This is a genomic window from Bacillus sp. MUM 116, assembly GCF_001866655.1.
Lineage (GTDB): Bacteria > Bacillota > Bacilli > Bacillales > Cytobacillaceae > Neobacillus.
The window spans coordinates 65818-77420 of sequence record NZ_MLYR01000044.1 but is presented as its reverse complement, the minus strand read 5'-3'; the positions used below and the strand labels follow the sequence as shown (position 1 = coordinate 77420).

At 32.7% G+C, this 11603-nt stretch carries 14 protein-coding genes; 7 read left to right on the top strand and 7 right to left on the bottom strand.

The features are described from left to right. Positions 1 to 943 precede the first annotated feature (943 nt). The 5 genes from BIV60_RS12235 (at position 944) to BIV60_RS12210 (ending at position 4860) form a co-directional block, all read left to right on the top strand. Positions 944 to 1456 carry a DUF2199 domain-containing protein gene (locus BIV60_RS12235; RefSeq protein ID WP_071356014.1) on the top strand — a complete coding sequence of 171 codons (513 nt, stop codon included), beginning with the start codon at positions 944 to 946 and terminating at the stop codon, positions 1454 to 1456. A gap of 286 nt (positions 1457 to 1742) precedes the next feature. Further along, complete coding sequence (locus BIV60_RS12230; RefSeq protein WP_177177281.1) at positions 1743 to 2213, top strand: Imm26 family immunity protein; 471 nt, start codon at positions 1743 to 1745, stop codon at positions 2211 to 2213. 143 nt (positions 2214 to 2356) lie between these two features. After that, a complete protein-coding gene (locus BIV60_RS12225) occupies positions 2357 to 2773 on the top strand; it encodes an SMI1/KNR4 family protein (protein WP_071356012.1) in 417 nt (138 codons plus the stop codon). A 239-nt stretch (positions 2774 to 3012) separates the two neighbouring features. Next, on the top strand, positions 3013 to 3846 hold the full coding sequence (locus BIV60_RS12220; RefSeq protein WP_071356011.1) for a sigma-E factor regulatory protein RseB domain-containing protein: 834 nt from the start codon (positions 3013 to 3015) through the stop codon (positions 3844 to 3846). A 789-nt stretch (positions 3847 to 4635) separates the two neighbouring features. Next, positions 4636 to 4860 (top strand): hypothetical protein, encoded by a 225-nt coding sequence (locus tag BIV60_RS12210; protein ID WP_071356009.1) that lies wholly within the window; start codon positions 4636 to 4638, stop codon positions 4858 to 4860. Between the two features lie 569 nt (positions 4861 to 5429). Here the strand turns inward: BIV60_RS12210 and BIV60_RS30435 are convergent. The 5 genes from BIV60_RS30435 to BIV60_RS29130 form a co-directional block, all read right to left on the bottom strand. Further along, positions 5430 to 5903, bottom strand: coding sequence for a hypothetical protein (locus BIV60_RS30435; RefSeq protein WP_256218402.1), 474 nt, complete (start codon positions 5901 to 5903; stop codon positions 5430 to 5432). A 216-nt stretch (positions 5904 to 6119) separates the two neighbouring features. Continuing rightward, complete coding sequence (locus BIV60_RS12195; protein ID WP_071356007.1) at positions 6120 to 6344, bottom strand: hypothetical protein; 225 nt, start codon at positions 6342 to 6344, stop codon at positions 6120 to 6122. A gap of 76 nt (positions 6345 to 6420) precedes the next feature. After that, the gene (locus BIV60_RS12190) at positions 6421 to 6672 is read right to left on the bottom strand and encodes a hypothetical protein (protein ID WP_071356006.1); all 252 of its coding nucleotides are present in this window, start codon (positions 6670 to 6672) and stop codon (positions 6421 to 6423) included. Continuing rightward, a complete protein-coding gene (locus BIV60_RS12185) occupies positions 6672 to 7238 on the bottom strand; it encodes a recombinase family protein (RefSeq protein WP_071356005.1) in 567 nt (188 codons plus the stop codon). Before BIV60_RS12185 ends, BIV60_RS12190 begins: the two co-directional genes overlap by 1 nt. Positions 7239 to 8053: 815 nt before the next feature. Then, the gene (locus tag BIV60_RS29130; RefSeq protein WP_141770457.1) at positions 8054 to 8389 is read right to left on the bottom strand and encodes a hypothetical protein; all 336 of its coding nucleotides are present in this window, start codon (positions 8387 to 8389) and stop codon (positions 8054 to 8056) included. Positions 8390 to 8827: 438 nt separating this feature from the next. Here BIV60_RS29130 and BIV60_RS12180 point away from each other — a divergent pair, with 438 nt between their 5' ends. Further along, a complete protein-coding gene (locus BIV60_RS12180; RefSeq protein WP_071356004.1) occupies positions 8828 to 9022 on the top strand; it encodes a hypothetical protein in 195 nt (64 codons plus the stop codon). Continuing rightward, positions 9019 to 9330, top strand: a complete 312-nt coding sequence (gene tnpB / locus BIV60_RS12175; RefSeq protein ID WP_071356003.1) for an IS66 family insertion sequence element accessory protein TnpB — start codon at positions 9019 to 9021, stop codon at positions 9328 to 9330. Before BIV60_RS12180 ends, tnpB begins: the two co-directional genes overlap by 4 nt. Before the next feature lie 93 nt (positions 9331 to 9423). Here tnpB and BIV60_RS12170 read toward each other — a convergent pair whose 3' ends face one another. Further along, positions 9424 to 10269 (bottom strand): ankyrin repeat domain-containing protein, encoded by an 846-nt coding sequence (locus BIV60_RS12170; protein WP_071356002.1) that lies wholly within the window; start codon positions 10267 to 10269, stop codon positions 9424 to 9426. A 518-nt stretch (positions 10270 to 10787) separates the two neighbouring features. After that, complete coding sequence (locus BIV60_RS12165; RefSeq protein WP_071356001.1) at positions 10788 to 11201, bottom strand: hypothetical protein; 414 nt, start codon at positions 11199 to 11201, stop codon at positions 10788 to 10790. Between the last annotated feature and the right edge of the window lie 402 nt (positions 11202 to 11603).

The window sequence follows — 11603 nt, the reverse complement described above, 5'->3', positions numbered from 1 at the left end:
TTCGGCAGTCCTTTTTCATTGCCGTTATTGAACTAAATGGGCAGTTTAGTGTAATAAGTTTTGGGAATTTTTTCATGAAGAATACGGTTACAGTTCATGCTAAGATTCTCTTTAATGAGGGGGATTTTTTTGAAAAAAATTTTAAATAAGCAATTTTATGGTTCTTTAGTGATAGTCATTTTATTATTTAGTATTTTGTTTTGGAATCACTATTCTTGGTGGATAGCATTGTTTAATTCTATAGCTATTGTTCTAGTTGGAGTCATACTACACAAACCTGTACAGAAAATAAATCGTAATCGTAGGCGATATTTTCCGAGGTGGGTGCAATCTCTAATATTCTTTCTTTTTATTCTAATTATGTTCAATTTTGGAAGCCGTTTTTCCAACATAGCAGTACTTTGGTTTTGTGTTTTTGTATCGTTAATAGTAAATCTAATTTTTCCTGAATTACCTGAAAAATGAGAGGGGAAGGGTACTTATTAAAAGAGATTTCTTGTTTAACTAATGGGTGCGATTATTGAAGAAGGAAAATTGCTTTTTTTGTTGAACTCTCAAGATATATAGTAAAAGGCAAAATAAAGCGGATAACGGTGGTTTTTAATGTCAATGTATTTTCAAATCTTAATAGTAGGTATCTTAATATTCCTATCTGTATTCTTTAAGGATAAGGCAAATTGGAGGAAACATCTTCTTAGATTGGTTTATTTTGTTGTTGGTTTATCGATATTTTATTTTATATTGAACTTATTAATAGACAGACTTTTGTAGTTTTTAACTAACTGAGTCCTATTGTTTAAGATATTGGCTGTCATTTTGGCAGCCTTTTTTCTTGTTCAACTAAAGTGGCAGTTTAGTGAAAGAAGGAATAAGTATTTTGGATAACGAATTATGAATAAGATCTTATAGAAGATTCAAATGGTGAAATTAATGGAGGAACAGAATGACTAAAATTAAGGGATACACTTGCAGTTGTTGCGGTAAATATCACGAAGAACTTCCTACAAGTTACGGAAATACAGCTCCCGTCTATTATTATGATGCTACACCTGAAGAGCGAGAGGAGGGGTTTGAGCTAGATGACGATTTATGCATTATGGATAACGAACATTTCTTTATTCGTGGATGTATTGAGATTCCTATAATTGGGACGGATGAACACCTAATATGGGGTGTATGGGTTTCATTAAGTGAAGATAATTTTAACAATATAAAAGAGCACTGGGATAAACAAGAATTATTGGAACCAATGTTTGGGTGGCTATCTACCGATTTACCTTGTTATCCTGATACAGTAAACTTAAAAACAATGGTCCATCCTCGACCAGATGGCATTCGACCTTTCATTGAGCTCGAACCAACCGACCATCCTTTATCGGTGGAATTGAGAGATGGAGTAACTATAGAACGGGTACAAGAGATAGCTGCACAACTTTGTGTTAATAACGATAACTAAGAAAAAGAGCATTGAATCGACATCAATGCTCTTTTTACTGGAAAGATTAAGCTAGTCAACATATAGAAAAGGGCACTTTGTGAAGAAATGTACTTACACTAACGGGTGCGATACTTCAAGAAGAAGGTCGCCTTTTTTCTTTTTCCACAAGAAAGATTGTGAAATGTTGTACTTAAACTCCCTCAGTTTAGTTGAAAAAGGAAAGTAAAATATTATTGTTGAATTAGTAATACTGTAAAAAGAATTTATATCTGGAGCTTTAAAAATAAGAATGAGGTGGAAACCAATGGAGTACCCTTTTAAGCCAAAATCTAATCGTTTTTTAATACCAGGACAATTTTGGGCAATTCCATTAAATTCAGGTAAATTTGCTTGCGGTAGAGTTATTCAGATAATGCCAAAAGGAGAGCTTGGCTCTACAAAATGCTTTTTAGCAGGATTAATGAATTGGGTTGGAGATAAACCACCTACATCAGAAGATTTGGCAGTTTGTAGCACCATTAAACAGGGAGATGTACACATTGTCACAATTCACGAAACTGGTTTGGATGGGATGATACAGGGATTTCGTCCCTTAGAAATTGATGGGATAGAACCAAATATTTTTAGTGATTTTGATAATGATTATTTCCTTACTAGAGGGTATGAATTTTATCGTAGGACAAACGAAGAGGAATGGAAAAATTATGAGCACAGAACATCTTGGGGTTCCCACTTTATTAAAGAATTAGCTGAGCATTATTTTGGAGTTAAGTAGTTGTTCTTCAACTAACGGGTGCAAGAGTTAAACAAGGTGTTGCTGCGGCAACATCTTTTTGCTTGTTGAGCTAATTGGCAGTTTACTTCAATAAGAAGTAGGATTAAATTGTAACTTATCAAGTCTTTTTGTTGGAGGGGAAAATGACAAAAAATATTACTCTTATCGAGGAAATCCTTAATATCAAGTTCCCGACTGTATATGTTCAATTTGTTCTAAATATCTATGATTTGGAGAACAAAAAGTTTAAGTTTGCTATGGATGATGGTGGATATAAAAGTAATGAGGTTATTACTTTTTTGAATTTTGAGGAACAAAGCGATGATTATATTGTCAATGTTTGCAAGGAAGAAGAACACTTGCAACCAAACCATTTAATACCGTTTGCAAGGACAGAATGGGAATATGACTTTATTTGTTTTTACTTTGAAAACGGAAGAAATCAAGAACCTAAAATAATTTATTTTAGCTTTGATTTATATTACGAAAGTTTAGAGGACTCAATATTTCATATAGCTAATTCATTTGATGAGTTTGTTCATAAATTGGATGAAGAATAGATTTCCTTATTAAGCTAACGGGTGCTTTAGTTAAATAAAAGAACAAAAAAGTAGCTGCGTTGGCAGCTTTTTTTGTGACTTAAGTAAAAATTTTATAATAGATATTTTGTTACATTAGGTGATTTTTAGATAAAAAGATCCCTGTCAAACAAGGCACGGATATCGGTTTTATAATTTTCAAATATAAGGAGGAGGGTAAAGTTTGAATAGAGAATTAATATAGCTGGGGGGTGGTAAATTTGTTCAATAATAGGAACAATTGGTTTTTTCTCTTAACAGCGTCTATAGTAATTATGAATGGGTGTAGCTTAGGGGAACCAAAGAAAGAGGAGAAAGCGACTATTAAAGCTACAGCGAAATCCCAAACTACTGTTTCAGAATCAAAGTCCGACCCTAAAACCCAACTCTTATATAAGATGAGGGACACTGTTGATACTTTCACAACGGTTAAAGGAAATTTTGTTGAGTCTTCAAAGCGGGATGGAGAAAGTAATGTAGAATTTGTAGTTCAGGAAGGAGATCATCCCGAAAGTTATGTTAAAAGCACATCAAAAGATAGAAGAACCGAAGATATATATACTGGAAAATATTTCGCCTCTAAAGTCAACGGTACATTTGCTCATATTGCTCATGCTGCCCCACCAGGCCCGAATAAGTTTAATAAGAAATCCCCTCTTGTTTTAGAAAAAATGCCTGACGGATCAAAATTATATAATACAAGACCAGATCATGCCCAAACAGGACGGGCAGAGGCAATTGTAGCACCTTTGACATATGCAATTGGTTATTTAGAAAATCAAGAAAAATGGTCATTTCAGCCGGATGAAAGACTTTTAGGAAGGGAAGTTACAGTAGTTTCTGGTGAACTATCTGACTATTTCAAAGAAAAACATCAGGCTGAAACTTTTAAGTATTGGATTGATAAACAAACTGGAATGGTTCTTAAAAGAGAAACTTATGACAAACAGGGAAAAATAGTGGATAAACTGGAAGTTAAAAATTTAGAAATAAATGTACCTATTAACACAAGCCTTTTTAACATTCCTCAAAACATTATTAAGAGCATTTATTAAGGATAAGGCACCTTTAAGGGTGCCTTTGTTGCCTTATAAAGGCAACGAAATCACTTCTTTAATAGATGGCCTATTTTTTTATGTAACATAATGTATATTTGGTTACATTTGGGTCAATTCGGTCTTTTTCTTCTTCAACTAAAGGGGCAGATTAGTGGGAGAATGACAAACCATTTTGAACAAAGAAATAGAATAATAACGATGTAGGTTCAAGAGGAGAGTTGAATAACGAAAAGAATAAAGGTTTCATACTTACCGATTTTAAAGTTTATAAAAATTATGTTGTTGCTAAATATGAGGTGTGAATATGTTTTATTGGCTTTTTTGTATTTCAATAGTTCTCTATCTTATGGGCTTCGTTGTAAATAAACAACACGACCAAGTACATTCTCCATCCTCACTACACATCAGAATGTGGTTTAGTTGTGCTTCCATTGTGTTTCTAGGTATTTGTGGAATAGAATTATTAGATGGCATTCAAAACATAAAAATGGTTGTTTATGGGTTGATTTCTTCGGTATTATTTTTATTCATTTCTTGGTTAACGAAATGATGATGAAATATAGTAGCGGCAAATTTTACTATCAGAGTAGTAGAACTGTAATAAGAGTTTGTGAAAAAATGCACTTAAACTAACGGGTGCTAGAGTTTAAGAACATTTGCTGCTTCGGCAGCTATTATTTTTGCATATTCCACTTACGGGGCAGGATGTGAAATATGATATTCTCTTATTAGAAGTAGAACTGTTTGTTTTTTTCAGAAGTATGTAAAAAATCGAGGTAAATAAAGATGGCTATAATTTTTTTAGGTATATGGGTTGGTTTAACAGTACCAGTTGCGTTATCAGTTGTTTTTACAATACTTAAACCAATTGTTATGATTGACAATACTGGAATAAGTATGATTATTATCGGACTTTTAGTTTCATTCATAGATGGATATATTGGGATTAAAATATATGAAAAGAAAATTAAATCTTGGTTGGAAAGAAAGAAGAAAAGAAAATTTCCATAACTAAACAACTTTTTTTCTTTATAAATGAAAGTTTGTGAAGTATTACACTTAAACTAAAGGATGCATTCCTTAAAGAGTTGGCTGCTAATAAAAAGGCAGCCTTTTCTTGTTGAACTAAATGGGCAGGTTACTTGAAGAAGGAAAATTTAGGATATTTGTGGAATAGTGATAAAAGATAAATATTATTTCATTTATTAAACAATCTTGGGATGAAGGAGCTTAATATGAAATATTCGAAAAGCACAAATTTCGCTATAATTACATTTTTTATCATTGCTACTTTTGTACTCGCTTTAAATAAGGTTGGTCCATTTCAAGGGCAATTACGAATGCTAGGTTTCTCTTTATTTACTTTGCTATGTATATGTATCGGTATTATGAATAGAAAATCTCCCTGGAGGGTGGTTGGGACAATCGCCTATTGGTTAATTTTTGGACTCACTCAAATAATTAAATGATTTCAGACTTCTCTGTTAATTCAATAAAAATAAATAATGTGAAGTATTGTACTTACGCTAACGGGTGCTTTTGTTTAAGAACGGGACGGCGGCGGTCCCTTTTTTTATTGCCTAACTCTTCGGTTTAAACGTTTTTTCTTCCCAAGTTTCCATCAATATTTGGTGAAATTCCTTTGGTTTTTCGATATAAAACCAATCGATTGAATGTGCAGGTGTTGGCATCAGTTTCTTTCGGCGGATTCTAATCTTTTCGTGAAAAGTGTAATGTGGGTAAATGACAGTAGATTTCGATCCTCTGACATTAGAGTATTGAATACTTTCAATTTCTTCCCAATAGACTTTATTTCCCTGAAGGTCAATGACAATTCCTTCATCATCCCAATAAAATGCCTTCGCCTCTTTTCTTTTCTTTAAAAGATAAAAGGCATACCCTAAACATACAATTGCTAACAACAACCAAATTGCAGAAATGAAAATATGAGAAAGAAAAATCGAAAAGCAAACCAGCAGAAACATTAATCCACCAAAAAACATTAAAGTCAGTATGGAACGCCAAGAGATTTTATAAATTCTGTCTTGCTGCACCGATAACAACACCTTTTTTAGATTTGTTCTTCTATCTGCTTACATCTCTATTTTATAATAAATTAACGGCGAAATAATGCCCAGCGTTATTCAACTATCGGGGTGCAAGAGTTGAAGATAAAGCCTGCCATATATGGGTGCTTTTCTTTTTGTGTTAACGGACAGGTTAGTTAAGGGGGGAATTAATGTGATATTATTTGATGAAAAGCCTCCTTCTCAATCTTTGAGAGGGGCTTTTTCTAATTCCATTACTAATTCAGTTATATCTTCTCCACTTGCTTTTACTCGTACTAATTCTCCACCAAACGGCATTTCTCTTTTGATCTGTTTCCAAAATTCAAAAGCTACCTCTTCAGGCCGTTTTCTTCTCAGAGGAAATTCTCCCCTACGCATGACTTTATTTTCATTCGAGATAAAATGAAGCTCAATGGATACATTCATTCTGGATCAAATCCTAAGCAATTGTTTTTTCTTAGCTTCAAATTCTTCATCTTTGCGCAGTAAGCACACATTTGTTTTACTTCCGATTCTCCCAATGCTCTTCAATCTCCAAATCCTCTTCAATCATTCTTTTTAGCTGTGTTTCATCAATATATTGAGGGCCTTTAATTAGCACGTTTAAAGCCTCTCGATAGGTATAGGTTACTTTAAAAGATGGGCAATCAGAAAGGTTTTCGTACTGTCCACTTTTCCATTCCTTTTTTAGTTCCTCATATTCAATATCAAACCAAACCTTTAAACTGTTTATTGCGTGATCGTCTACTGCCATTATTCTGCCCCCTTAGCTTTTGCGTATATGGTTGAACGTGGCACGCCTGTTTGTTTAGAAATGTCATTTACACTTAATCCATTTGTCTCCCGTTCTGCAAACAGCTTTAATGCCCTTTTGATTTCTTTTGTGTCCTGTCCTTTTCTTCCTAAGTGTTTCCCTTGTGCTTTCGCCCGTTCTCGCCCCTCTTTGGTCCGTTCATTTATGAGATCGCGCTCAAATTCAGCAATAGCTCCCAACATGGTAAACATTAGCTTTCCAGCCGGTGTTGAAAAGTCGATTTGTTCCTTGATGAAAACAACACCGATATTTTTCTCTTGTAATTCATGGACAATGTTATGTAAATCTCTAGTGGATCTCGCCAAGCGGTCAATCTTATAAACGACTAACTTATCGCCTGCTCTTAAATACTCCAGTGCTTTCTGGAGCTCTGGTCTTCCAGTATTTTTTCCACTTTTCTTTTCGTAAAAAATTTTAGCGCATCCATAATTTTCTAGTTGTTCAACTTGTAAGGAATAATCCTGATCCAAGGTGCTAACCCTCGCGTATCCAACAAGTTCACCCATATTTGATAACTCCTGTCTAAAAGTTAATTAACTTCCTGTACATATATTATAGACTATCTTTTAGATAGGAAGCAAGCAAGAAATAATTGAAAAAAAACGATATTTTGGTAGTGTACAAAACTTACAACTTTTAGATACATAGATGGATTACTACAATTCTATTAAGGAAGATGTGAAGAGAGCTGCATTAGAAATGATTAGTTCGAATCATTATAAGAGGGAATCCCAGCGTAGCTGCTACCACCCACAAAGTGAATGTTATAATTGGTAATAATTTAACCGTAGTTCCAAATAAAGTTCCGTTTCTATCCATGATATTGGAACTTTGTAGCATAGCAACAGTTAAAATCTGTTGCAGAACAAATGCAGTCTATGAATGAAGTATCTTCAACAAACTTATTTGCACAAAAAGGTAAAAGCCAATGGCATTGCAGGTGTTGTGTGCCTCATGGTGTTAAAATTAGACAGTTTTCATTTCAATATAACAGTTCTTTATTTAAGACACAAAACAGGCCCCTGCGGATAATAATGTAGATGATATGGTTGGTAACCTCTGCGTTGGCTTTTCGCAAATGATCCTTATATAGAGAATCAAAGAGGAAATGTTATATGGTAATATTCTCAAGAGTCCTATTGTAGGGGGGAATTTCCAAAGAACTCATATTTAATTATGGAACATTAAAATTGCACTAAATAAACAATAGGAGTTCCCCGAAAGTTTAACTTTTGGGGAACTCCGCTAACCTATTTTCTAATATTAATTTTTATTGGTTACTCAACTACAGGATAAAATTGAAAAATGGAAGTTTAAATTGTTAATTTTCACTTTTAATAAGAATAAAATTTTTATTATCGGAAATATTCCTATATTTATTTGATATCCCATTGTTTTTCTTAATCTCTTCACAATAGTTTATTAATGAAATATCACTATATTGAACAGTTAGAATGGGGTTTCTTTTTACATTCTCATTAATTTGTCCTAATATCGGAAAATAGTTCTTTACTATTTTGAAGGAATAATCATTTAAACAATCGGGAATAAAGCTCAGTGCTGTAAGTATTTTGGATGATTTTAACTCTCCCTCTCTCGGAAGTCCTTTTTTATTTAAATCTAAAATTATCGATATTGGAGTAATACTTTCAATCAATCCAATAATTTGTCTTGTCCAAAATAAAAACTTTCATTTTTTAACGGCACTGAAAAAATATCACCTATTTATTTTTGTTTTTAGGTAATTTCCAATATTTTAAAAAGTGGCTAAATTTAAAAATAATTTCTTCATCAAATCTAATGTTATAATATTAGTTTATTAATAATGAAATTGCTAAAATTAGACTTGAATTTTTAGTCCGTATTGATAATTAACTTAATACCTTTAGTTTTTTTAATTACTTTTTTTTAACGTTATGCTACTTTTTAGGGAAATGTAGCATTTCATACTCGCTCTTGTCCAATTTCGAAACTATTTCGAATTCCTTCAAAGTATTGAAATAATGTAAAGTAAGCCCCCAATCAAACAACGCATATAAACATGCAGCACCTCCTGGTAAGATGAACGTATCAAATTAAGGAGGTGCTTTTTCACATGTCGCAACAAAAACTGACAATTGTCCCCGTTACATTACATTCCGAAAATAAAGGTTCACTTAAAGCCACTTCCTCAACAACCTCTTCCAATTGCGCTTGCACGATCAAAACGGTAAACGTGGAAATCTCCTTCTTCAACGGAGTGGATGAGCACATCATCCAAACGGTCATGAGGGAGTTGAAAAATCTGTGAAACACGACTATACAAGTGTAAAGAATATTTACATCATTTGCGGTAAAACAGATATGAGAAAGGGGATTGATGGACTGGCAGCACTAATTCAAGATTCTTTCGAGCTTGATCCATATGGCGATTCTATATTCTTGTTTGCAGGGTGGAGTAAAGATCGCTGTAAATGTTTGTATTTAGATGGCGATGGCTTCGCCATGCTTTATAAACGTTTAGATAATGGTAAACTCCAATGGCCCAAAAATGAAAAGGAAGTACGCAATCTTTCACAACAGGAACTTCGCTGGTTACTTATCCATAATTCAAGATAAGTAACCTTAGCCCGACTAATAAATTATTCCGACACACTTAACCTTTGTTATTTACTATCTCACTACATTAAAAAATTTGATTCACTCTTCAAATCATAACTTTTCGTATTTTGATGAAATTAAATCTATTAACCTATTACCCTCTGCATCCAAGATATCTGTTTTAGCCTGATATTTTAAAAGTAGACTAACAATATCCTCATTATTATTTAAAACAGCTTCAAATAAAGCCGTTTTTCCATCACTATCTTTAGCTTCTATATTTGCTCCTCGATTCAATAATAAATAAACTACGTCAATATTATTATAAATTGATGCAATTATTAAAGGTGTACAATTAGAGGATCCATCACAATTAATTTCTATATCAGCACCATTCTGTAATAAATAATTAACAATTTCTGAAAAACCTTCAGATGCTGCGATATAAATAGGGGAAAAACCGTCAATATCTTTTACATTGATTTTCGCACCTTTTTCAATCATTAATTTAACTACATTTAAATGATTTTCCTGTACCGCCCAGTGTAAAGGTGTATAACCATAACCATTTTGATCCTGCACATTCAGATCAAGCCCCTCTTTAATCAATAACTCACAAATATATTGCTCTCCAATTGCAGCAGCTGCATGTAAAGCAGAATAACCATCTATATTAGTTGTTATATTAGCACCAGCACAAATTAGTTTATTAATTATTACATAATTACCCTTTATAGCAGCAATGAGTATAGGACTATAGCCTTCAACATCCAGGATATTCAAATCTACACCGATAAAAATTAAAAAATCCACAATCTCATCATACCCTTCTTGAACTGCCCAGTGAAGGGGTGTATAACCATTTTCATCTGCTATATTCATATTAATTGATGAATAGTATAATTTTTTAAGCGCAGTTAAGTCACCATTAGCAGCGGCTTCAAATATATTCATCATCTAAAAAAATCACTTCCTATAAATATTATTTCTAAATTCACTCAAACTTCTCACCTAATAGTCGGATAGAATAATTTAGCATAAATGATTATCCATTGTTTTATTATGCTCCTTGACATTGTTTCAAAAGAACTATATTTCACTTTATACTTTGGTATTGTGTGATTGACTAAAAAAACTCAGAACAGAAGACGTGCCTCCTATATAATAGAGCATGTCTGATCGCAAAGGCTGGTTAAGCCTTCTTAAATTAAAATAGAGATCTTTATCCAAACATTAAATTTCAGTCTTTCAAATTAAATTATCCGGAGCTTGCTAGGATTCATTTATTATCTTGATTGGGCTGTAGTTTTACAGCCATTAATTGTGCATTAAAAGACACTACTGCAAAAGTTTACTTTTATTAGTTTTGGATTCTCTTTTTTGTCATTTTAGAATCGCTGACATTCCAAATTACATCTAAGCTTATTTGTCGATTTCATTGTGGAATGTTTAAGTAACTTTAATAGTAAAAATTTTTAATTCTTTTTTAAAATAAATCTTGGTGGAGCACCGCATTCCTGTTCAGCTTGAAAATATGCCAATTTTCCATCTATGCAAGAGATAATTGAAGACAAACCATAACCGAATACTCGATCTATGGCTGTCTTTAAATCCATTTCTTTACCATCAATGGAATCATTTAATGACATTACATAACAAATATCACCAGCACCATGTTTAATCAACAGTCTTTCAATTTCCTGACGATCTAAGTTTGAATTAGGTATTCGAATCATATACTCCTCTCGTAAGGTAAATAAATAATCGTGATTTAATCTACTTAATGCATCTCGTCTTTTTTTAGGAGAAAATAGCTCGAACAAGACTCTTTGTTGAATTCTTTTATTAAAAAATGATTTAACTATTATTTTTTCAAGTTCCTTATTCATTCAAACTCTCTCCTTTTATTTAAAGTAGTACTCTAAATAAATCTTGAAAGTGAAAAAATAAACTGATTTTTAAGGGGATAATAAGTACTAAACTCATAACAGTTTATAAAATCACTATTTTGTCAGTATTAATAAAAATCTATATCCACAATAACCATATTTAATAATATTACTAATTGTACAATATTATAATACAAAAGCCGGTACCAATAACCGACTTTTGTACCTATACTTTTCTTTTGTTATTACCAAAATCTCTTTGGAAAGTAATAATGATCATGTGGCATTGGCCTTTTTGGTGTCCATTGACGCTCTGGAACTTCAGGATGGTAGTGAGGCCCCCTACCATTATCATGTTTTTCTTTCCTTACTTTTCTTCCATATCTTCTAGCTTCCCGTTCA

Bases quoted from the DNA above. Each gene is read 5' to 3' on its own strand.
- BIV60_RS12165 (WP_071356001.1), bottom strand. From the start codon at position 11,201: ATGAATAAGGAACTTGAAAAAATAATAGTTAAATCATTTTTTAATAAA.
- BIV60_RS12195 (WP_071356007.1), bottom strand. From the start codon at position 6,344: ATGAATGTATCCATTGAGCTTCATTTTATCTCGAATGAAAATAAAGTC.
- BIV60_RS12170 (WP_071356002.1), bottom strand. From the start codon at position 10,269: ATGATGAATATATTTGAAGCCGCTGCTAATGGTGACTTAACTGCGCTT.
- BIV60_RS12230 (WP_177177281.1), top strand. From the start codon at position 1,743: ATGGAGTACCCTTTTAAGCCAAAATCTAATCGTTTTTTAATACCAGGA.
- BIV60_RS12190 (WP_071356006.1), bottom strand. From the start codon at position 6,672: ATGGCAGTAGACGATCACGCAATAAACAGTTTAAAGGTTTGGTTTGAT.
- BIV60_RS12180 (WP_071356004.1), top strand. From the start codon at position 8,828: ATGTCGCAACAAAAACTGACAATTGTCCCCGTTACATTACATTCCGAA.
- BIV60_RS12235 (WP_071356014.1), top strand. From the start codon at position 944: ATGACTAAAATTAAGGGATACACTTGCAGTTGTTGCGGTAAATATCAC.
- BIV60_RS12225 (WP_071356012.1), top strand. From the start codon at position 2,357: ATGACAAAAAATATTACTCTTATCGAGGAAATCCTTAATATCAAGTTC.
- BIV60_RS12210 (WP_071356009.1), top strand. From the start codon at position 4,636: ATGGCTATAATTTTTTTAGGTATATGGGTTGGTTTAACAGTACCAGTT.
- BIV60_RS12185 (WP_071356005.1), bottom strand. From the start codon at position 7,238: ATGGGTGAACTTGTTGGATACGCGAGGGTTAGCACCTTGGATCAGGAT.